This window comes from Streptomyces sp. NPDC001157 (assembly GCF_053598255.1).
On the sequence record NZ_JBSFJW010000012.1, the window covers coordinates 1 to 21532 of the forward strand.

The 21532-nt window shown below is 68.6% G+C and carries 18 protein-coding genes; 14 read left to right on the forward strand and 4 right to left on the reverse strand.

Annotated features, from left to right (window positions below):
• The 4 genes from ACWDAG_RS22040 to ACWDAG_RS22055 all read left to right on the forward strand — a co-directional run.
• Nucleotides 1-1965, forward strand: a 1965-nt coding sequence (locus ACWDAG_RS22040; protein ID WP_450697260.1) for a vitamin B12 dependent-methionine synthase activation domain-containing protein, incomplete at its 5' end; no start/stop codon positions are given.
• A 195-nt stretch (nt 1966-2160) separates the two neighbouring features.
• On the forward strand, nt 2161-2856 hold the full coding sequence (locus tag ACWDAG_RS22045) for an HAD family hydrolase (protein WP_450697261.1): 696 nt from the start codon (nt 2161-2163) through the stop codon (nt 2854-2856).
• 463 nt (nt 2857-3319) lie between these two features.
• Entirely contained in the window at nt 3320-4924 is a 1605-nt protein-coding gene (locus tag ACWDAG_RS22050) for an ABC transporter substrate-binding protein (protein WP_450697262.1), read from the forward strand.
• Between the two features lie 68 nt (nt 4925-4992).
• Entirely contained in the window at nt 4993-6573 is a 1581-nt protein-coding gene (locus ACWDAG_RS22055; protein WP_450697263.1) for an ABC transporter substrate-binding protein, read from the forward strand.
• A gap of 72 nt (nt 6574-6645) precedes the next feature.
• Here ACWDAG_RS22055 and ACWDAG_RS22060 read toward each other — a convergent pair whose 3' ends face one another.
• Both ACWDAG_RS22060 and ACWDAG_RS22065 read right to left on the reverse strand, forming a co-directional pair.
• Nucleotides 6646-7317 (reverse strand): response regulator, encoded by a 672-nt coding sequence (locus ACWDAG_RS22060; RefSeq protein ID WP_099927643.1) that lies wholly within the window; start codon nt 7315-7317, stop codon nt 6646-6648.
• A 267-nt stretch (nt 7318-7584) separates the two neighbouring features.
• Nucleotides 7585-8523, reverse strand: a complete 939-nt coding sequence (locus ACWDAG_RS22065) for a RecB family exonuclease (RefSeq protein WP_450697264.1) — start codon at nt 8521-8523, stop codon at nt 7585-7587.
• Nucleotides 8524-8697: 174 nt separating this feature from the next.
• On the opposite strand from ACWDAG_RS22065, the gene ACWDAG_RS22070 reads away from it, so the two are divergent.
• The 3 genes from ACWDAG_RS22070 to ACWDAG_RS22080 all read left to right on the forward strand — a co-directional run bounded on the left by ACWDAG_RS22070 (nt 8698) and on the right by ACWDAG_RS22080 (nt 11909).
• A complete protein-coding gene (locus ACWDAG_RS22070) occupies nt 8698-10173 on the forward strand; it encodes a site-2 protease family protein (RefSeq protein WP_450697265.1) in 1476 nt (491 codons plus the stop codon).
• A 38-nt stretch (nt 10174-10211) separates the two neighbouring features.
• Nucleotides 10212-11111 (forward strand): tRNA (adenine-N1)-methyltransferase, encoded by a 900-nt coding sequence (locus tag ACWDAG_RS22075; RefSeq protein ID WP_351466181.1) that lies wholly within the window; start codon nt 10212-10214, stop codon nt 11109-11111.
• Between the two features lie 222 nt (nt 11112-11333).
• On the forward strand, nt 11334-11909 hold the full coding sequence (locus ACWDAG_RS22080; RefSeq protein WP_450697266.1) for a hypothetical protein: 576 nt from the start codon (nt 11334-11336) through the stop codon (nt 11907-11909).
• A gap of 58 nt (nt 11910-11967) precedes the next feature.
• On the opposite strand, the gene ACWDAG_RS22085 is transcribed toward ACWDAG_RS22080, so the two are convergent.
• The gene (locus tag ACWDAG_RS22085) at nt 11968-12273 is read right to left on the reverse strand and encodes a ferredoxin (protein WP_450697267.1); all 306 of its coding nucleotides are present in this window, start codon (nt 12271-12273) and stop codon (nt 11968-11970) included.
• A 636-nt stretch (nt 12274-12909) separates the two neighbouring features.
• Here ACWDAG_RS22085 and arc point away from each other — a divergent pair.
• The 6 genes from arc to prcA all read left to right on the forward strand — a co-directional run bounded on the left by arc (nt 12910) and on the right by prcA (nt 19075).
• Nucleotides 12910-14676, forward strand: coding sequence for a proteasome ATPase (gene arc, locus ACWDAG_RS22090; protein ID WP_450697268.1), 1767 nt, complete (start codon nt 12910-12912; stop codon nt 14674-14676).
• A 245-nt stretch (nt 14677-14921) separates the two neighbouring features.
• Entirely contained in the window at nt 14922-16433 is a 1512-nt protein-coding gene (dop, locus tag ACWDAG_RS22095) for a depupylase/deamidase Dop (protein WP_351466190.1), read from the forward strand.
• Nucleotides 16434-16590: 157 nt separating this feature from the next.
• On the forward strand, nt 16591-16809 hold the full coding sequence (locus tag ACWDAG_RS22100) for a ubiquitin-like protein Pup (protein ID WP_016325855.1): 219 nt from the start codon (nt 16591-16593) through the stop codon (nt 16807-16809).
• 43 nt (nt 16810-16852) lie between these two features.
• On the forward strand, nt 16853-17464 hold the full coding sequence (locus ACWDAG_RS22105; RefSeq protein ID WP_450697269.1) for an endonuclease VII domain-containing protein: 612 nt from the start codon (nt 16853-16855) through the stop codon (nt 17462-17464).
• Nucleotides 17416-18261: a proteasome subunit beta gene (gene prcB / locus ACWDAG_RS22110; RefSeq protein WP_450697270.1), complete on the forward strand. Its 846-nt coding sequence runs from the start codon at nt 17416-17418 to the stop codon at nt 18259-18261. Before ACWDAG_RS22105 ends, prcB begins: the two co-directional genes overlap by 49 nt.
• 61 nt (nt 18262-18322) lie before the next feature.
• Nucleotides 18323-19075: a proteasome subunit alpha gene (gene prcA, locus ACWDAG_RS22115; protein ID WP_450697271.1), complete on the forward strand. Its 753-nt coding sequence runs from the start codon at nt 18323-18325 to the stop codon at nt 19073-19075.
• 71 nt (nt 19076-19146) lie between these two features.
• Here the strand turns inward: prcA and ACWDAG_RS22120 are convergent, their stop codons facing one another.
• Entirely contained in the window at nt 19147-20163 is a 1017-nt protein-coding gene (locus tag ACWDAG_RS22120) for a LacI family DNA-binding transcriptional regulator (RefSeq protein ID WP_450697272.1), read from the reverse strand.
• A gap of 108 nt (nt 20164-20271) precedes the next feature.
• Here ACWDAG_RS22120 and ACWDAG_RS22125 point away from each other — a divergent pair, with 108 nt between their 5' ends.
• Nucleotides 20272-21531: an MFS transporter gene (locus ACWDAG_RS22125; RefSeq protein WP_450697273.1), complete on the forward strand. Its 1260-nt coding sequence runs from the start codon at nt 20272-20274 to the stop codon at nt 21529-21531.
• Nucleotide 21532 lies beyond the last annotated feature (1 nt).

A 21532-nucleotide genomic window follows, 5' to 3' on the forward strand; every position in this document is an offset into this window, starting at 1 on the left:
TTCACCATCTGTACCGGCCAGGAGGAGTCGAGGGGGGACGGCATCGCCACCATCGAGGCGATCCGCGAGCTCAAGCGCCGCCACCCGGACGTGCAGACCACGCTGGGCCTGTCGAACATCTCCTTCGGCCTCAACCCGGCCGCGCGGATCCTGCTCAACTCCGTCTTCCTGGACGAGTGTGTGAAGGCGGGCCTGGACTCGGCGATCGTGCACGCCTCGAAGATCCTGCCGATCGCCCGGTTCAGCGAGGAGGAAGTGCAGACCGCTCTCGACCTGATCTACGACCGGCGCGCCGAGGGCTACGACCCGCTGCAGAAGCTGATGGCCCTGTTCGAGGGCGCCACCGCGAAGTCGCTGAAGGCCGGCAAGGCCGAGGAGCTGGCGGCCCTGCCGCTGGAGGAGCGCCTCAAGCGGCGCATCATCGACGGCGAGCGCAACGGCCTGGAGGCCGACCTCGACGACGCCCTCCAGGAGCGCCCCGCCCTGGACATCGTCAACGACACCCTCCTGGACGGCATGAAGGTCGTCGGCGAGCTGTTCGGCTCGGGCCAGATGCAGCTGCCGTTCGTGCTGCAGTCCGCGGAGGTCATGAAGACCGCGGTCGCCCACCTGGAACCGCACATGGAGAAGGTCGAGGGCGACGAGGCCGGCAAGGGCACCATCGTGCTGGCCACGGTGCGCGGCGACGTGCACGACATCGGCAAGAACCTCGTCGACATCATCCTGTCCAACAACGGCTACAACGTGGTCAACCTCGGCATCAAGCAGCCGGTCTCCGCGATCCTGGACGCCGCCGCCGAGCACAAAGCCGACGTCATCGGCATGTCCGGGCTGCTGGTCAAATCCACGGTGATCATGAAGGAGAACCTGGAGGAGCTCAACCAGCGCGGCCTCGCGGCCGACTTCCCGGTCATCCTCGGCGGCGCGGCCCTCACCCGCGCCTATGTCGAGCAGGACCTGCACGAGATCTACGAGGGCGAGGTCCGCTACGCCCGCGACGCGTTCGAGGGCCTGCGCCTGATGGACGCGCTGATCGGCGTCAAGCGCGGCGTGCCCGGCGCGAAACTGCCCGAGCTCAAGCAGCGCCGGGTGCGGGCGACTACGGCCGTCGCGGTGGAGGAGCGCCCGCAGGAGGGCCACGTCCGCTCGGATGTCGCCACCGACAACCCCGTCCCCGCCCCGCCGTTCTGGGGCACCCGCGTCATCAGGGGCATCCAGCTCAAGGAGTACGCGTCCTGGCTGGACGAGGGCGCCCTGTTCAAGGGCCAGTGGGGCCTCAAGCAGGCCCGCACCGGTGAGGGACCGACGTACGAGGAGCTCGTCGAGACCGACGGCCGGCCGCGGCTGCGCGGTCTGCTGGACCGGCTGCAGACCGACAACCTGCTGGAAGCCGCCGTGGTCTACGGCTACTTCCCGTGCGTCTCCAAGGACGACGACCTGATCATCCTGGACGAACAGGGCAACGAGCGCACCCGCTTCACCTTCCCGCGCCAGCGCCGCGGGCGCCGGCTGTGCCTGGCGGACTTCTTCCGCCCGGAGGAGGCGGGGGAGACCGACGTCGTCGGCCTGCAGGTCGTCACCGTCGGCTCGCGGATCGGTGAGGAGACGGCCCGTATGTTCGAGGCCAACGCCTACCGCGACTACCTCGAACTGCACGGTCTGTCCGTCCAGTTGGCGGAGGCGCTCGCCGAGTACTGGCACGCCCGCGTGCGTTCGGAGCTGGGCTTCGCAGGCGAGGACCCGAGCGAGATCGAGGACATGTTCGCCCTGAAGTACCGCGGCGCCCGTTTCTCCCTCGGCTACGGCGCCTGCCCCGACCTGGAGGACCGCGCCAAGATCGCCGACCTGCTGCAGCCGGAGCGCATCGGCGTCCACCTCTCCGAGGAGTTCCAGCTGCACCCCGAGCAGTCCACCGACGCGATCGTGATCCACCACCCCGAGGCGAAGTACTTCAACGCCCGCTGAGAAGGCCGCCGAAAAGACGTCCGCCGGCACATCGGCGCACGTCGCAGCGGCCCCCGGCGGTATACACGGTGTGCCCCGGACCACGTCGGATAAACGAGGCGCTTCGGCCGCGACCGACGTACACTGGTCGGTCCACTGCAGGCCGGTTCCCCGCGCGGGAACCGGCCTGCTCGCCCCTCAAGGAGGTGCGCCCGGATGACCAGTACGGTCCCCGCGCTCGGAACCCGTACGGCCGAAGGCTCAGCCCTGCAGGCCGTGCTCCTCGACATGGACGGAACCCTCGTGGACACCGAGGGCTTCTGGTGGGACGTCGAGGTCGAGGTCTTCGCCGGCCTCGGCCACACCCTGGACGACACCTGGCGTCATGTCGTGGTCGGCGGTCCCATGACCCGCAGCGCGGGGTTCCTGATCGAGGCCACCGGCGCCGACATCACCCTCGCCGAGCTCACGGTGCTGCTCAACCAGGGCTTCGAGGAGCGCATCGACCGCGCCCTGCCGCTGATGCCGGGCGCCGCCAGGCTGCTAGCCGAGCTCTCCGAGTACGAGATCCCCACCGCCCTGGTCTCCGCCTCCCACCGGCGCATCATCGACCGCGTGCTCACCTCGTTGGGCCCCCAGCACTTCGCCCTGTCGGTGGCGGGAGACGAGGTGCCGCGCACCAAGCCGCACCCCGACCCGTATCTGACCGCGGCCGCCGGACTCGGCGTGGAGCCGGCCAGATGCGCGGTCGTCGAGGACACCGCGACCGGTGTCGCGTCGGCCGAGGCCGCGGGCTGCCATGTGGTGGCGGTGCCCTCCGTCGCCCCGATCGCTCCCGCCGACCGGCGCACCGTCGTCACCTCTCTCGAAGACGTCGACCTGGCATTTCTGCGCGGACTGATCACCCTCTGATCATCCACTGATCGGTACTTGATGACGGAAATGCGCTGAGCGTTCACCCAGCGTGCAAGGGTGATAGGACATGAATTCCCAGCGCAGGTGTCCGAGCAAATTCGAAGGGCGGGGGATGGTCGAATTCCGGGAGCGATCTCTGCCGTTTGGAATGTGAGGTTCCCCACTCACCCGGGCCTCGACAGGTCGTCCAGGCTGTGCTCTTCGCCCCTTTTCGGGGTGCGAGGACGTGCCCTTGTGTCCCGATTGATGGAACGCTGCACGAATCCTTCCCCGGCCGGTTTTTCGGTCTGTCCGCGACCGGTTCCGCTGCGTGATGGGGGCTCAACTCCGGTGACTGCGAGCCGCCGTGCTGGTGCGGACTAATCTCGTTGCGAGAACCATCCCCTCTACCCCCGTGATCCGCCGCGACACCCCTGCATGTCGGATACACGGACCTGAACAGCTCTGGAGAAACACGAGCATGAACCGCAAGACTCTGGTGCTGCCGGCCGTGGTCGGCCTGCTCGCACCCGTGCTCGCCGCCTGCGGCAGTTCCAACGGCAGCGGCAGCAGCGGGGACGCCATCGCCGTCGGCACCACGGACCGGTTCACCGCCACGAAGGACGCACCCGCGCCGCTCGATCCGGCGTACGCGTACGACGTCGGCACCTGGAACATCCTGCGCCAGACCGTGCAGACCCTGATGATCCAGCCGAAGGGTGAGGGCGACCCCGTGCCCGAGGCCGCGCAGAGCTGCGGTTTCACCGACTCCGGCAACGAGCGCTACGCCTGCACCCTGCGCGAGGGCCTGAAGTTCTCCAACGGCGACAAGATCACCGCGGCCGATGTGAAGTACTCCATCGACCGCGCCCGCGCCATCAAGGCCGACTCCGGCGTCTCCGCCCTGCTGAACACCATCGACACCGTCGAGACGCAGGGCGACAACCAGGTCATCTTCCACCTCAAGACCGCGGACGCCACCTTCCCGTACAAGCTGTCCACTCCGGTCGCGGGCATCATCAACCCCGACGACTACGAGAAGAACAAGCTGCGCGACGGCTTCGACGTCGACGGATCCGGCCCGTACACCCTCTCCGCCGACGTCAAGAACGACGAGATCGTCAAGGCCACGTTCACCAAGAACCCCAACTACAAGGGGACGCTGACGGTGAAGAACTCCAAGGTCGACATGATCTCCTACGCGGACGCCGACGCGATGGGCAAGGCGCTCGACAAGGGCGACCTCGACGTCATGACCCGCACCATGGCACCGGAGCAGATCCAGAAGCTGTCCGCCGGCACGGACAGCAACGAGGACCTGGTCGAGATGTCGGGTCTGGAGATCCGCTACCTCGCCTTCAACACCAACGCGCCGACGGTGAAGGCCAAGGCCGTCCGCCAGGCGATGGCCCAGCTGGTCAACCGCGGTGAGCTCGTTGCCAAGGTGTACGGCACCCAGGCCGAGCCGCTGTACTCGCTGGTCCCGGCGAGCATCACCGGCCACTCCAACTCGTTCTTCAACAAGTACGGCGACCCCAGCACCACCAAGGCCAAGGCCCTGCTGACCGCCGCCAACATCAGCACCCCCGTCAAGCTGACGCTGCACTACACGACCGACCACTACGGCTCGGCCACCAAGAAGGAGTTCGAGGTCCTTCAGAAGCAGCTCAACGACAGCGGACTGTTCGACGTCGACATCCAGGGCTCCCCCTGGTCGACCTTCGTCCCGGCCGAGCGCAAGGGCAAGTACGACGTCTGGGGCATGGGCTGGTTCCCGGACTTCCCGGACGCCGACAACTACCTCGCGCCGTTCCTCGACACGGACAACTTCCTCAAGTTGCCCTACCGCAACAGCAAGATCATCAACACGCTGATCCCGGCATCCCGCCGCGAGGCCGACCGCCTCGCAGCGTCCTCCAACCTGACCGAGATCCAGGACACCGTCGCCGACGACGTCCCGATCCTGCCCCTGTGGCAGGGCAAGCAGTACGTCGCCGCCCGCGGCGACGTCACGGGGACCGCGTACGCGCTCAACTCCTCCTCGACCCTTCAGCTGTGGGAGCTCGGCCGTGGCGTGAGCGGCTGATCTCTCTCGTCCCCGGGGCCCGGGGAGTGTGGCCCCGGGGTTCCGAACCCGACGAGAAGGCACAAGCAGTGAACATGCGTAACCAGTGGCCGGTCCTGCCCGTAGTGGCGGGGCTGGCCTCCGGCCTGTTGACCGGCTGCGGAACAGGAAGCTCAGATTCCGGGGGGACCGGCTCGTCCATCGTCATGGGGATGTCGGACGCCGTCCTGGCGACCGACCCCGCCTCCGGTTACGACCCGGGTTCGTGGCTGTTGTTCAACAACGTCTTCCAGTCGCTGCTCAGCTTCCCCGACGGAGGCACGGAGCCCGAGCCGGAAGCCGCCAAGTCGTGCACCTTCACCGACGCGTCCACCAAGGTCTACGAGTGCACGCTCAAGGACGGCCTCAAGTTCAGCAACGGTGACCCGCTCACCTCCGAGGACGTCAAGTTCTCCTTCGACCGCATGCTCAAGATCAACGACGCGGCCGGTCCGGCGATCATGTTCCCCATGCTGGACAAGGTCGAGGCGCCGGACGCCAAGACCGTCCGCTTCCGGCTGAAGGTGCCCGACGCCACTTTCCCGAGCAAGATCGCCTCCGGCGCCGGCTCCATCGTCGACCACACCCAGTACGAGGCGAGCGGGCTGCGCAAGGACGGCAAGGCGGTCGGCTCCGGCCCGTACAAGCTGGACTCGTTCGGCGACGACAAGGCCGTCTTCTCGGTCAACGAGAACTACAAGGGCACCGCGAAGACGAAGAACTCCGGCGTGACGCTGAAGTTCTTCCACGGCGACTCCTCCGCCCTGAAGACGGCGCTGCTCGACGGCACGGTCGACATCGCCTACCGGGGTCTTGGCGCGGGCGACATCGCCGACATCCAGAACGCCGACAACAGCTCCAAGGCCGAGGTCGTCGAGGGCAGCAGCGCCGAGGTCCAGCACCTGGTCTTCAACATGAAGGACCGGGTCGCCGGAAAGCTCGGCGTGCGCAAGGCCATCGCCTACCTGCTCGACCGCGACGCCCTCATCAAGGATGTCTACCAGGGCACGGCCACCCCGCTGTACTCGATCATCCCGGCGGGCATCGCCGGCCACAACACGGCCTTCTTCGACACCTACGGCGCCAGCCCCTCACGGGCCAAGGCCGCCGCAGCCCTGAGGAACGAGGGTATCACCGGCAAGGTCAAGCTGACCCTCTGGTCCACCCCCTCCCGCTACGGCCCGGCAACCGACCAGGAGCTGAAGGCGATCGCGGGGCAGCTGAACGCCAGCGGCCTCTTCGCCGCCGACGTCAAGTCCGTCGCCTTCGACCAGTACGAGAAGGACATCGCCAAGGGCAAGTACGGCGTGTACGTGAAGGGCTGGGTGCCCGACTACCCGGACGCCGACAACTTCACGGCCCCCTTCTTCGGCAAGGGCAACGTGCTGAGCAACAACTACAGCAACAGCACGATCACCGGCACCCTCATCCCGCGCACCGCCGCCGAGAGCGACCGCGCCGCGACCGACAACGACTACGGCAGGCTGCAGGACATCGTCGCCGACCAGCTGCCCGTCCTCCCGGTCTGGCAGGCCAAGCAGTACGCGGTCACCCGCCAGAACGTCTACGGCCTCGAGTACTGCCTCGACGCCTCGACGGTCTTCCGCTTCTGGGAACTCAGCAAGGACTGAGCGACGGCCCTACGAAGACGAAAGGGCGCCCTCTCTGCGCGAGAGGGCGCCCTTCGTGTCGTACAGCTGCCGCTACTGCGCGCCGGGCCGCACCAGCCCGCTCTCGTACGCGTACACCGCGGCCTGCACCCGGTCACGCAGCCCCAGCTTCGTCAGCACGTGCCCGACGTGCGTCTTGACGGTGGTCTCGCTGACGAACAGATCGGCGGCGATCTCCGCGTTGGACAGCCCGCGGGCCACCAGCTTCAGCACCTCCACCTCGCGCTCGGTCAGCGTGTGCAGCGTGTCCGGCACCGGCTCGTCCCCGGAGGGCAGATGCGTGGCGTACTTGTCGAGCAGCCGCCGGGTGATGCTCGGCGCCAGCATGGCCTCACCGCCGGCCACCACCCGGATCGCCTGCACCAGCTCGTTCGCCGGCGCGTCCTTCAGCAGAAAGCCACTGGCACCCGCCCGCAGCGCCTCCACCACGTACTCGTCGAGGTCGAACGTGGTCAGCACCAGCACCTTCGCCGGGCCGTCCCGCCCGGGCCCGGTGATCTGCCGGGTCGCCTCCACCCCGTCCATGCGGGGCATACGGATGTCCATCAGGACCACATCGGGCTGCAGCGCCCGCACCTGGTCGAGAGCCTGGAGGCCGTCTCCGGCCTCGCCGACGACCGCGATGTCCTGCTCGGCCTCCAGGATCATCCGGAAGCCGGTACGCAGCAGCGGCTGGTCGTCGACCAGTAGGACGCGGATGGCCACGTAAGTCTCCTTCGGTAGTCCGGCCCCATTCTGCCCTGCGGGACGTCCGCGGACTCGGCCGCCCTCCGAGCAGGCGGACAAACCCGCCCTCCCCGGCGGCGCCGCACGCCTCGGGTCGCCTCGAACGGCGCGCCCGAGCAGACCGGCGCTCTCGGCGAGGGCAAGGCCGAGTGGTCGGCGCCGCGGCTCGCCGGGGAGCCGCCGTCACAGCCGCGGCACCGCCGGACATGCCGCCCCGCCGGTCCCGCCTTTGGGGCGACTGGCGGGCTACTCGCCGGCTCTGACCGGCAGCGGATACGGCGGGGGAGTCCCGCCGAATTCCGGGCAGTGCGCCTGGTGGTCGCACCAGCCGCACAGCTTGGTCGGCCGTGGGCGCCAGTCGCCCGACTCCGTCGCCTGCCGGATCGCCTCCCACAGGGCGAGCAGCTTGCGCTCGACACGCTCCAGGTCGGCGAGGACCGGGTCGTAGGTCAAGACGTCCCCGCTGCCGAGATACACGAGCTGCAGCCGCCTCGGCACCACGTTCTTCAGACGCCACACCACCAGGGCGTAGAACTTCATCTGGAACAGCGCCCCTTCGGCGTACTCAGGCCGCGGCGCCTTGCCCGTCTTGTAGTCGACGATCCGCACCTCACCCGTGGGCGCCACGTCGACCCGGTCGATGATCCCGCGCAGCATCAGCCCCGAGTCCAGCTCGGCCTGCACGAACAGCTCCCGCTCGGCCGGCTCCAGCCGGGTCGGGTCCTCCAGCGTGAACCAGCGCTCGACGAGCTGCTCCGCCTCGCCCAGCCAGCGCGCCAGCCGCTCGCCCTGCGGATCGTCCTCGAACAGCTCCACCACTTCCGGCCGGCTCTCCCGCAGCCGGTCCCACTGCCCGGGGATCAGGGACTTGGCCTTCGGCGCCGTCCGCTCCGCGGCCGGGGCGTCGAAGAGCCGTTCCAGCACCGCATGCACCAGCGTGCCCCGGGTCGCCGCCTCGCTCGGCTTCTCGGGCAGCCGGTCGATGACGCGGAACCGGTAGAGCAGAGGGCACTGCATGAAGTCACTGGCCCGCGAGGGCGACAGACTGGCGGGCGCTATGGCGACGCGCGGGCTCGTGCCCGCCGTGTCGACCGGTGGCGCCGCTGCCGCCACCGCCACCGGCGCATCAGCCTGCGCCACATCGCTGCTGGGGGCCTCCGCCCCGCCCTCCGCACTCGTCTCCATGCCCCAGACCATACGGCCCGCCACTGACAGTGACCCGCCCGCGGCCGTCACAGCTGTGACGCCTGGGGAAAGAGAGGGGGTGCCGGGGCGGAACGCCTCCCGACGGCCGCATACCATCGACCCGAGACCCTTCCGCCCGGCAGGCGCGGAAGACGCTTCGAACGAGGGGACATCGTGGACGAGAGCCGCGGGAGCGGGCAGCCGCGGTCCGGCACCGACGAGCCGGCCGAGCACCACGCAGGGTCAGCGACCCCGGCCGCCCCCGTGCCCACCCCGGCCGACCAACAGCCCCCGACGCCCGCCGAGGACAGCCCCGCACCGGACAACGGCACCGACCCCCCGGCCACCGGCGAGCACGAGAACCGGCCCACCGCAGACGACGCGCCCGCCCCCGAAACGAGCCCCACGGACGGCCCCGCCGCGCACCACCCGGCGGACGAGCGCCCCTTCGCCCACTCCGGCACCGCCAAGAACCGTCCGCCCAAGCGCCCCCGGGAACCCGGCGGCGGCCTCCTCATGGGCCGCCCCTTCGGCGTGCCCGTGTACGTGGCCCCCAGCTGGTTCCTCGTCGCCGCCCTGATCACCTGGGTCTTCGGCGGCCAGCTCGACCGCGTCCTGCCCGAACTCGGCGCCGCCCGTTACCTCGTCTCCCTCTTCTTCGCCGTCGCCTTCTACGCCTCCGTACTCGTCCACGAACTCGCCCACACCGTCGCCGCCCTCCGCTTCAAACTCCCCGTGCGCCGCATCCAGCTCCAGTTCTTCGGCGGCGTCTCCGAGATCGAGAAAGAGGCCGAGACCCCCGGCCGCGAATTCGTCCTCGCCTTCGTCGGCCCTCTCTTCTCCCTCGTCCTCGCCGGCCTCTTCTACGTCGCCCTGCTGCCCGTCGAGCCCGGCACCGTCCCCGGCGTCCTGCTCGCCGGCCTGATGATCTCCAACCTCATCGTGGCCGGCTTCAACCTCCTGCCCGGCCTGCCTCTCGACGGCGGCCGCATGCTCCGCGCCGTCGTCTGGAAGATCACCGGCAGGCCCATGAGCGGCACCATCGCCGCCGCCTGGGTCGGCCGCGCCCTCGCCGTCTCCGTCCTCATCGGCCTCCCCCTGCTCACCCAGTCCGGCGCCCTCGGCACCACCGCCGAGGACAGCGTCGGCATGGACACCGTCACCGACGCCCTGCTCGCTGCCATCCTCGCCGCCATCATCTGGACCGGCGCCGGCAACAGCCTCCGCATGGCCCGCCTCAGGGAACACCTGCCGGAACTGCGCGCCCGCAACCTCACCCGCCGCGCCGTCCCCGTCGAGACCGACACCCCCCTGTCCGAGGCCCTGCGCCGCGCGAATGCCGCCGGCGCCCGCGCACTCGTCGTCGTCGACCCCGACGGCAACCCGCTCTCCCTCGTCCGCGAGGCCGCCATCGTCGGCGTACCCGAGCACCGCCGCCCCTGGGTCGCGGTCAGCGGCCTCGCCCAGGACCTCACCGACGGCATGCGCGTCTCCGCGGAACTCGCCGGCGAGGACCTCCTCGACGTCCTTCGCGCCACCCCCGCCACCGAATACCTGGTGGTCGAGGAGACCGGCGAGATCTACGGCGTCCTGTCCGCCGCCGACGTCGAGCGCGCCTTCGTGAAGGCCATGGCCAGGCCCTCGTCCTAGTGGTCGGCGGCCCCCGCAAACCCCGGTAGGCTGTTCACATGTCCGAACCGACCGGTGCCGCCCGCAGGCGCGGGCCCTTCAAGGTCGGGGACCAGGTTCAGCTGACCGACCCCAAGGGCCGCCACTACACGTTCACGCTCGAGGACGGGAAGAACTTCCACACCCACAAGGGTTCCTTCCCGCACGACGAACTGATCGGCGCTCCCGAGGGCAGCGTTGTCCGCACCACCGGGAACGTCGCCTACCTCGCGCTGCGCCCCCTGCTCCCCGACTACGTCCTGTCCATGCCCCGCGGCGCTGCCGTCGTCTACCCCAAGGACGCCGGGCAGATCCTCGCCTTCGCCGACATCTTCCCCGGCGCGCGCGTCGTCGAGGCCGGCGTCGGCTCCGGCTCGCTCAGCAGCTTCCTGCTGCGCGCCATCGGCGACCAGGGCATGCTGCACAGCTACGAGCGCCGCGAGGACTTCGCCGAGATCGCCCAGCAGAACGTGGAGCGCTACTTCGGCGGCCCCCACCCCGCCTGGCAGCTCACCGTCGGCGACCTCCAGGACAACCTGAGCGACACGGACGTCGACCGCGTCATCCTCGACATGCTCGCCCCCTGGGAATGCCTGGAAGCCGTCTCCAAGGCGCTCGTCCCCGGCGGCATCCTCTGCTGCTACGTCGCCACCACCACCCAGCTCGCCCGGACCGTCGAGTCCATCCGCGAGATCGGCTCCTTCAACGAGCCGACCGCCTGGGAGACGATGATCCGCAACTGGCACATCGAGGGCCTCGCCGTCCGCCCGGACCACCGGATGATCGGCCACACCGGCTTCCTGCTCACCGCCCGCCGCCTCGCCGACGGCGTCGAGCCCCCCATGCGCCGCCGCCGCCCCGCCAAGGGCGCCTACGGCGAGGACTACGCCGGCCCCAACGCCGACGGAGGCGGCCGCTGACGCGGCCGCACACCGCACCCAACGAAAGGGCGCTGCGGCCGAGTTCCCGGACATCATCCGCAACTCGACCGCAGCGCCCTTCTGTTGACACCACGCGTCAAACCGAACAAACCCGGCGCCATTCATTCGAGGAACCGAACACCCCGCCGTTCCCCCGCACTGTGACGTGTGGCACGATGCAGGCCACCCCCACCGGCACAGCCCTCACAGGAGACACTCCTAGTGCAGCAACCCGCCGTCCCGGAACTGGCACACACGCACACCCGCCCCATCCACTGGGTCGCCACCGCCACAGCCGTCTCAGGCGTCATGGCCCTCTCCTCGCTCCTGCAGCCCAACTCCGCGACAGCAGCCCAGACGCCCGAAGCCCGGGCCGGCACCGCCCGCACGGCGACCGCACCCAGCACCACGGGAGTCCAGTTCCCCCTCGCCTGCGGCCCGGTCAAAGCAGTCGTACAGAAGAAGGCCACCGGGGACCTCGACGGCGACGGAAACCCCGAAACCGTGGCCGTCGTGCACTGCGACGCCCCCATGGGCACCCCGCCCGACGGCGTGTACGTCCTCACCCGCGCCGCGGACAGCGGCAGGCCGCGCGTGGTCGCGACCCTGCTCGACCCGAAGACCGGCGACACCGTCAGCGACTTCGCCGTACGCGACGGAGCCGTCGCGGCGACCCTGCTCGGCTACTCGTCCGACGACGTGCCCCGCTGCTGCCCGGACGTGACGCAGAGCGCCATGTGGCAGTGGAAGAACGGCGCGTTCAAGCGCTCCACACCCGCCGGGACGCACAGCGTCTGACGCGGGCCACCGGCGCGTGTGAGAAAACAGACAACCATGACGGCTCGTGTCCGCCGGGTCACTCGGCGTCGGGGCCGTAGACCTCGACCTTGTCCGAAACCCGACGCACATGGATGCAGTCGCCCGGACACTCCTTGGCGGAGTCCACCACATCCATGAGAAGCGGCAGCGGCACAGGCGTCGTGGCGCCCTGAGCCTGCAGCAGCTCGTCGTCCGAGCCCTTCACATAGGCCAGACCGTCGATGTCCAACTCGAACACCTCCGGCGCGTACTGGGCACAGATGCCGTCGCCGGTACACAGGTCCTGGTCGATCCAGACCTCCAGCTCCTCGCCGCCGGTCACGACCTCCTGCTGCACGCTCATGTCTCCTGCCGTTCGGCTGTCGAGCCCCCGAAAACCGGGCCGGCTCTGACGGGTGTTGACCGCTTCGACCCTACCTCCGGAGGCTTCCCCATCATGTTCGCCGGGTATTCCGGCTTTCAATCAACGCCCGCGCAGGTATCGTCTGACCGCGCACCTCGAACACCTCTTCGCCTGAGGGTTGATCCTCTCGACCGCCACGACCGTCCGGGGCGTCGGCGGTCCCTGCGTGATGCGCGAGACGTAGACCACACCGACTGAAGCGAGCCCTCCGGCCCGGCGCGCAAGCCATGCATGGCCGAAAAACGCTGTACGAGCCTGTCCTGGCGACCGCACCCCACCGGCGGCGCACGGCGCAGCCCCACGACCCGCCGCGCGCCATGCACCAAGCCACCGCGCTCCTGTTCGCAGGTGCGCGGCGTTTACAACTAGGCTCGACACCGATGGGTGTTGAACACCTCATCGCCGATTACTGCCTGCTTTCGAAGGTTGCTGAATGGGTATTCCCCTGGCGTGAGGAACGGCGCAAGGGGCAAGATCGGACACGCCCCTACCGTCTTTGTGATCTAGGGGTTTCAATCGACACCCACCCAGGTAGGGTCTGGAAGCGTCCAGCTCCCCTTGGAGGAGGTGAGGACCGTGGCAGCCCACGACGACGACATGAACCGCGGCATCCGCCCGGGACGAGGGTCCGACGACCCGGCCGGGCAGATTGCCTACCTTGAGCAGGAGATCGCCGTCCTGCGACGCAAGCTCGCCGACTCTCCGCGACACACGAGGATTCTCGAAGAGCGGATCGTCGAGCTGCAGACCAACCTGGCCGGCGTGTCCGCCCAGAACGAGCGACTCGCCAACACGCTCCGCGAGGCCCGCGACCAGATCGTGGCCCTCAAGGAAGAAGTCGACCGGCTCGCACAGCCGCCGGCCGGCTTCGGAGTCTTCCTCACGGCGAACGAGGACGGCACGGCCGACATCTTCACCGGAGGCCGCAAACTCCGCGTGAACGTCAGCCCCAGCGTCGACCTCGAAGACCTGCGGCGCGGCCAGGAAGTAATGCTCAACGAAGCGCTCAACGTGGTCGAGGCCATGGAGTTCGAGCGCGTCGGGGACATCGTCACCCTCAAGGAGATCCTCGAGGACGGCGAACGCGCCCTGGTGCTCGGGCACACCGATGAGGAGCGGGTGGTACGGCTCGCCGAGCCACTGCTGGACGTGAACATCCGCCCCGGTGACGCCCTGCTGCTCGAACCCCGATCCGGCTATGTCTACGAGATCGTTCCGAAGAGCGAAGTCGAGGAACTCGTCCTCGAAGAGGTTCCCGACATCGGTTACGAGCAGATCGGCGGACTCGGCGGCCAGATCGAGGCCATCCGCGACGCCGTCGAGCTCCCGTACCTCTACCCGGACCTGTTCAAGGAGCACGAACTGCGGCCGCCCAAGGGCGTCCTGCTGTACGGGCCCCCCGGATGCGGAAAGACGCTCATCGCCAAGGCCGTCGCCAACTCGCTGGCCAAGAAGGTCGCCGAAGTGACCGGCCAGGCCGCCGGCAAGAGCTTCTTCCTCAACATCAAGGGCCCCGAGCTCCTCAACAAGTACGTCGGCGAGACCGAGCGGCAGATCCGCCTCGTCTTCCAGCGTGCTCGGGAAAAGGCCAGCGAGGGCACACCCGTCATCGTCTTCTTCGACGAGATGGAATCCCTCTTCCGCACCCGTGGCTCCGGCGTCAGCTCGGACGTGGAGAACACCATCGTCCCCCAGCTGCTCGCCGAGATCGACGGCGTGGAGGGCCTGCAGAACGTGGTCGTGATCGGCGCCTCCAACCGCGAGGACATGATCGACCCCGCCATCCTGCGCCCCGGCCGCCTCGATGTGAAAATCAAGATCGAGCGCCCCGACGCCGAAGCCGCCAAGGACATCTTCGGCAAGTACCTCACCGAACGCCTCCCCCTGCACGCCGACGACCTCGGCGAACACGGCGGCAGCAAGACGACCACCGTCGAAAGCATGATCCAGACGGCCGTCGAGCACATGTACGCGGAATCCGAGGAAAACCGCTTCCTGGAAGTCACCTACGCCAACGGCGACAAGGAAGTCCTCTACTTCAAGGACTTCAACTCCGGCGCCATGATCGAAAACATCGTCGGCCGCGCCAAGAAAATGGCGATCAAGGACTTCCTCGACCACAACCAGAAGGGCCTCCGCGTCTCCCACCTCCTCCAGGCATGCGTGGACGAGTTCAAGGAGAACGAAGACCTCCCCAACACCACCAACCCGGACGACTGGGCCCGAATCTCCGGAAAGAAGGGCGAACGGATCGTCTACATCCGCACCCTCATCACCGGAAAGCAGGGCGCCGACACCGGACGCTCCATCGACACGGTGGCGAACACCGGTCAGTACCTGTAAAAAACAGGGCGGCTGCGGGTGCCCTCACCGGGTACCCGCAGTCGACTGTTTTTCAGGCCAAGACCGCAACAAGAGGCGCGCAAGGCAATGACGCAAATGATCTCCCCACCAGCGCAAAGCCGTTCTAGGCTCTTCGGTACCGCCGAGTCGCGCAGTGCGGGGACGGGCACCGCACACGCACCGGAGCGCCAGCGGTACTTGAGCAGCGTCCCCGACCGAGGGCGCCGCCGGGCAAGGAGGGCCGCATGACCGTACGGCGAGTAATGGGAATCGAGACGGAGTACGGCATCTCCGTCCCCGGCCACCCCAACGCCAATGCCATGCTCACCTCGTCCCAGATCGTCAACGCCTACGCGGCGGCGATGCACCGGGCCCGCCGGGCCCGCTGGGACTTCGAGGAGGAGAACCCGCTGCGCGACGCGCGAGGCTTCGACCTCGCCCGCGAGGCCGCCGACGCCAGCCAGCTCACCGACGAGGACATCGGCCTCGCCAACGTGATCCTCACCAACGGCGCACGACTCTACGTCGACCACGCACACCCCGAATACAGCGCCCCCGAGGTCACCAACCCCCGCGACGCGGTCCTCTGGGACAAAGCCGGCGAACGCATCATGGCCGAGGCCGCCGAACGCGCCGCCGCCCTCCCCGGCGCCCAGCCGATCCACCTCTACAAGAACAACACCGACAACAAGGGCGCCTCCTACGGCACACACGAGAACTACCTGATGAAGCGGGAAACCCCCTTCTCGGACATCGTGCGCCACCTCACGCCCTTCTTCGTCTCCCGCCAGGTCGTCACCGGAGCAGGCCGCGTCGGCATCGGCCAGGACGGCCACGAGCACGGCTTCCAGCTCAGCCAGCGCGCCGACTACTTCGAGGTCGAGGTCGGCCTCGAAACCACCCTCAAGCGCCCCATCATCAACACCCGCGACGAACCGCACGCCGACGCCGAGAAGTACCGCCGCCTGCACGTGATCATCGGCGACGCCAACCTCTCGGAGATCTCCACCTACCTCAAACTGGGCACGACAGCGCTCGTCCTGTCCATGATCGAAGACGGCTTCATCGCCGTCGACCTCGCCGTGGACCAGCCCGTCCGCACCCTCCACCAGGTCTCCCACGACCCCACGCTCAAGCGCCTCGTCACCCTCCGCAGCGGCCGCACGCTCACCGCCGTCCAGCTCCAGATGGAGTACTTCGAGCTCTCCCGCAAATACGTCGAGGAACGCTTCGGCGCGGACGCCGACGACCAGACCAAGGACGTCCTCGCCCGCTGGGAGGACACCCTCAACCGCCTGGAGAACGACCCCATGAGCCTCGCCGGCGAACTCGACTGGGTCGCCAAGCGTGAACTCATGGAGGGCTACCGGCGCCGCGACGGCCTCGACTGGGACGCCGCGAAGCTCCACCTCCTCGACCTCCAGTACGCCGACGTACGCCCCGAAAAGGGCCTCTACAACCGTCTCGCGGCCCGCGGCCGCATGAAGCGCCTCCTGGACGAGAACGAGGTCGAGAGGGCCCGTACGAAGCCGCCGGAGGACACCCGCGCCTACTTCCGCGGCCGCTGCCTGGAGCAGTACGCGGACGACGTCGCCGCGGCCTCCTGGGACTCCGTGATCTTCGACCTCCCGGGCCGGGACTCACTCCAACGCGTCCCAACCCTGGAACCGCTTCGCGGAACGCGAAATCACGTCAAGGAACTCCTGGACCGCTGCCGCACGGCGGAAGACCTGGTCAGGGTGCTGTCCGGCGGCTGAGGGAGCGCACGGGACCGTCCCGTCCCGGCAGGGTGGAAAACCCGACGTCCGGGAATCATCGAGGTGGCCCCCGTACGTTGTAGCAACTGCGGGGCCGATGTCGGACCCTGCTTGTAGGGTCTGATCAAGAACGTCGAACCGAGCGGGGTGAGGGGTTATGGCGACCAAGGACACCGGCGGCGGCCAGCAGAAGGCGACGCGCTCCACGGAGGAGGTCGAGGAGCAGGCGCAGGATGCGCAGGCCTCCGAGGACCTCAAGGAGCGCCAGGAGAAGCTCAGCGATGACGTGGACTCCGTCCTGGACGAAATCGATGACGTACTCGAGGAGAACGCCGAGGATTTCGTGAGGTCCTTCGTGCAAAAAGGTGGCCAGTAAAGGTCAATTGAGCATCTAGCCTTCGAATCGAAGCCTGCGGGGGATGGGTGTGACCGGCGACCCGAACGCGAAGGAATGCAGGAAGTGCGAGCGAGACCTGCCACTGGCTGCGTTCGCGAGGGATAAGAATCGGCGAGACGGCCTTCAGGTGCACTGCCGGGAGTGCGTGGCGGAGTACAGCGCCGCGCACTACCGGCGTCGCCGGGAGGCCATGGGGAAGTCGGTCCGGGAACACGTGGATGTCCCGGCCGGCCATAAGCTCTGCCGGACGTGCGGCGAGGTCAAGCCTCACAGCGAATGGCATCGCAACGCGACGGCGTCAGATGGCCTCTCCACGCGCTGCAAGGCATGCCGGGCCGAGCGTGGGCGACAAGACCATCTGAGGCGCAAGTACGGCATCACCGAAGCCGAGCGTGACGAGTTGATCGCCTCTCAAGGAGGCGTCTGCTGCATATGTTTGGCGGCTGTGCCCGAGCATGTGGATCACTGCCACAAGACGGGTAGGGTCCGAGGCGTACTGTGCTTCAGCTGCAATGCCGCACTGGGGCAGTTCAAGGATCGGCCCGATGCCATAAGGCGGGCTGCTGCTTACGTGGAAGGAATCGCGTGGAAGCCAACACTCGTAGCACCGGGCGTCTACCAGCTGCCTTCCTGACGCCTGGGTCGTCGTCCTTCATGGACTTCCTGTCCGAGCACCAGCCGGAGATGCTGCCGGGCAACCGGCAGCTGCCCCCGACGCAGGGCGTCATCGAGGCGCCGCACGGCACGACCATCGTGGCCGTGACGTTCCCGGGTGGTGTGGTGCTGGCCGGTGACCGTCGCGCCACGATGGGCAACGTCATCGCGCAGCGGGACATCGAGAAGGTGTTCCCGGCCGATGAGTACTCCGCCGTCGGTATCGCCGGTACGGCGGGCCTCGCCGTCGAGATGGTCAAGCTGTTCCAGCTGGAGCTGGAGCACTTCGAGAAGGTCGAGGGGGCGCAGCTCTCGCTGGAGGGCAAGGCGAACCGGCTGTCGACCATGATTCGTTCCAACTTGGGCATGGCCATGCAGGGTCTGGCCGTGGTTCCCCTCTTCGCCGGTTATGACGTGGACCGCGGGAAGGGGCGCATCTTCTCCTATGACGTGACGGGTGGCCGTTCCGAGGAGCACGGGTATGCGGCCACGGGCTCCGGTTCGATCTTCGCGCGCGGTGCCATGAAGAAGCTCTTCCATGACGGCCTGACCGAGGCCGAGGCCACCACGCTCGTGGTGCAGGCGTTGTACGACGCGGCTGATGACGACTCGGCGACCGGTGGTCCCGATGTCGCCCGCCGGATCTATCCGATCGTGACTGTGATCACCGAGGACGGTTTCCGTCGGCTGACGGAGGATGAGTCCTCCGAGATCGCCCGTTCGATTCTGGAGCGGCGGCTGGAGCAGCCCGACGGTCCGCGGGCCGCGCTGCTGTAGTCGGGTGACCGGCTCTTACGAAGGTGATCGCGTGACTTCGACAGAAAGGGACGGATAACCGGTGTCGACGCCGTTCTATGTCTCACCCCAGCAGGCCATGGCCGACCGGGCGGAGTACGCCCGCAAGGGCATCGCCCGTGGTCGCAGCCTGGTCGTGTTGCAGTATGCCGACGGCATCGTGTTCGTCGGCGAGAACCCGTCCCGTGCGCTGCACAAGTTCAGCGAGATCTATGACCGGATCGGTTTTGCGGCCGCCGGCAAGTACAACGAGTACGAGAATCTGCGGATCGGCGGTGTGCGGTACGCCGATCTTCGTGGTTACACCTATGACCGTGATGACGTGACTGCCCGCGGTCTTGCCAACGTGTACGCCCAGACGCTGGGCACGATCTTCTCCAGCGCGGCCGAGAAGCCGTACGAGGTGGAGCTGGTCGTTGCCGAGGTCGGTGAGACGCCCGAGGGTGACCAGATCTATCGGTTGCCGCATGACGGGTCGATCGTGGACGAGCACGGTTCTGTTGCGGTCGGTGGCAATTCTGAGCAGATCAGTACCTATCTCGATCAGCAGCACCGTGAGGGCATGTCCCTGGCTGAGGGGCTGAAGCTGGCCGTGCAGGCGCTGTCCCGTGACACGAACGGCACGCAGCGGGAGATTCCCGCCGAGCGTCTGGAGGTCGCGGTGCTGGACCGTACGCGGCCGCAGGCGAGGAAGTTCAAGCGGATCGTGGGTCGTCAGCTGTCTCGGCTCCTGGAGGTTGGCGGAGCGTCCACCGAAGCCGAGAGCAGCTCGGAGGAGGGCTCGGACGAGGAGTAGGCCAGTAGGCCGCCTCACCCCATCCCGCTCCTGTGTGCCCCGGTCGTCGATGCGGCCGGGGCACAGGGCGTTCAGGAGGGGCCAGGCGGTGCTGTCGAGCCTCGTACGACCAGTTCGACGGGGATGTCGCCCGCCTCGGGCACGCGCCCGTCCAGGACCGCCAGCAGGGCCTTCATGCCGCGCTCGCCGAAGAGTTCGGCGTCCAGGCGGACGGTCGTGAGTTCGGGGTCGAGGGCGGTGGCGAGGGCGAGGTCGTCGAGGCCGGTGACGGAGAGGTCGTCGGGGATGTGCAGGCCGAGGCGACGGGCTGCTTTGTAGGCGCCGGCGGCGAGTTTGTCGTCGTCGCAGACCAGGGCGGTGGGTCGGGGGCCGGGGGCGGAGAGGGCTGCTTCGGCGGCTGTCAGGGCGCCTTCGATGGAGATCGGTGCCCGAACCGTCCGTACCGAGGTGCCCGGGACTGCACCGACCCGTGCGGCCAGTTCCCGTGCGCGTACCTCGAAGGTCCAGGAGGCCACGTCCGCCGCCAGGTGCAGGAAGTGGCGGTGGCCCTGGCCCAGCAGGTGCTCGGCGATCTGCCTGACGCCATCCGCGATGTCGAGGTTGACCGTGGCCGCGCCCAGACTGCCCTGCGGGTCGCTGTCGAGCATGACCAGGGGGAGCTGGTCGCCGCGGATGGCGGTGAGGGCGTCGGCGGCCATGGAGGAGGCGATGACGCCGTCGAGGGCGGCCTGGGCGGAGGCGAAGGGGTCGCGGGCGGGGCCGATGCCTTCGGGGGAGGGGTAGAGGACGACGCCGAAGCCGTGGTCGGCGGCCACCCGGGCCGCGCCGGTGTAGACGCCCGCGAAGAACTCCGTCGTCAGTGCCGGGACGACGAGGAGGACGGTGCGGGTGCGGCCGAGGCGGAGGTTGCGGGCGGCGAGGTTGGGCCGGTAGCCGAGGTCGCGGGCGGCTTCTCGTACGCGTTCGGCGGTCGTTGCCGAGACGCGGCCGCGCCATTTGTCGCCGAGTACGAGGGAGACCGCGGCCTGGGAGACGCCGGCGGCCTGGGCGACGTCGCGGCTGGTGGGTCGGGTGCTGCCGGGTGCCACCGTGGGCCTGCTCCTTCGTCTGGACTCGTGAACAGCGCACATGGTACGTATGGGAGCGGACGTTATACGTAAAACTTCGGGCGTGGGTCCGGGTGAGGGGAAGCGGACATGGCTGCGGGGTACGTGGAGATCCTCAGGACTCGGCACGCCGCGCGTCTGCTCGCGGGCACGCTCGTGGGCCGGCTGCCGTGCGCGGTCGCCGCGATCGCCGTCGTGCTGTTCGTGCGGGCGGAGGGCGGAACGTACAGCCTGGCGGGTGGGCTCGCGGCGGTGTACGGCGTCGCCAATGCCGTGGGGCAGCCGCTGCTGGGGCGGCTGGTGGATCTGTACGGGCAGCCGCGGGTCCAGCTGCCCGCCGCGCTCGGCTCCGCGGTGGCGATGTCCGGGTTCGCCTTCGCCGGCATCGATCCGCCGGCGCTTGCGTACGCGTGCGTGGCGCTCGCCGGGCTGTTCACGCCTCCCCTGGAGGGTGGGCTGCGGGCGCTGTGGTCGTCGGTGCTGCGCGGCGAGGGCCAGGTCCAGACGGCGTATGCGATGGATGCCGTCGCCCAGGAAGTCATGTTCACCGTCGGCCCGTTGCTGGTGACGCTGTGCGTGTCGCTGTGGTCGGCGCAGGTGGCGCTGGTGCTCGTCAATGTCGTCGGTGTGCTGGGTGCGCTGTCGGTGGTCGTGTCGCCGCCTTCGCGTGCGTGGCGTTCGGCGCCGCGTGAGGCGCACTGGCTGGGCGCGCTGCGCTCGCCGGGACTGCTGGTGCTGCTGGGTGCGTTCCTGGCGGTGGGGATCGCGCTCGGTTCCATCGCGGTCGCGGCTGTGGCGTATGCCGACGGTCACGGCGGGGACGCGGTGTACGGCTGGCTGATGGCGGCGATCGGTCTGGGCGCGCTCGTAGGCGGTACGGCGTACGGTGCGCGGCAGTGGAGTGGTGCGCCGGAGCGGCGACTGCGGGTGCTGGTGGCGCTTCTGGCGGTGTGTTATGTGCCGCTCACTCTGATGCCGGGTCCGGTGGTGATGACGGTGCTCGCGGGGGTTGCGGGGCTGTTTCTTGCGCCGTGTCTCGCGTGTGCGTTCGTCCTGGTCGACCGGCATGCGCCGCGGGGTACGGTCACCGAGGCGTTCTCGTGGATTGTGACGACGTTCACAGTGGGTTCCTCGGTGGGAACGGGCCTGGCGGGCCCGGTTGTCGAGTGGGGCGGCGCGGTGTGGGGCTTCGCCGTGCCGGGTGTCGCGGGGGCGGTGTCGTTGCTGGTTCTGCTGGCCACCGGGCGGGTCCTTGCAGCTCCCGTGGGGAGTGCGGTGGTTGCGGCTTCATCGGAAAATGATCCAAACCGTGCCGTCGAACCCCGTTTCAGCTCAGGGGATCGGGCGTAAT

Coding starts and splice junctions, on each gene's coding strand:
- ACWDAG_RS22045 (WP_450697261.1), top strand. CDS start 2,161: ATGACCAGTACGGTCCCCGCGCTCGGAACCCGTACGGCCGAAGGCTCA.
- ACWDAG_RS22050 (WP_450697262.1), top strand. CDS start 3,320: ATGAACCGCAAGACTCTGGTGCTGCCGGCCGTGGTCGGCCTGCTCGCA.
- ACWDAG_RS22065 (WP_450697264.1), bottom strand. CDS start 8,523: ATGGAGACGAGTGCGGAGGGCGGGGCGGAGGCCCCCAGCAGCGATGTG.
- ACWDAG_RS22075 (WP_351466181.1), top strand. CDS start 10,212: ATGTCCGAACCGACCGGTGCCGCCCGCAGGCGCGGGCCCTTCAAGGTC.
- ACWDAG_RS22085 (WP_450697267.1), bottom strand. CDS start 12,273: ATGAGCGTGCAGCAGGAGGTCGTGACCGGCGGCGAGGAGCTGGAGGTC.
- dop (WP_351466190.1), top strand. CDS start 14,922: ATGACCGTACGGCGAGTAATGGGAATCGAGACGGAGTACGGCATCTCC.
- ACWDAG_RS22100 (WP_016325855.1), top strand. CDS start 16,591: ATGGCGACCAAGGACACCGGCGGCGGCCAGCAGAAGGCGACGCGCTCC.
- ACWDAG_RS22105 (WP_450697269.1), top strand. CDS start 16,853: ATGGGTGTGACCGGCGACCCGAACGCGAAGGAATGCAGGAAGTGCGAG.
- ACWDAG_RS22125 (WP_450697273.1), top strand. CDS start 20,272: ATGGCTGCGGGGTACGTGGAGATCCTCAGGACTCGGCACGCCGCGCGT.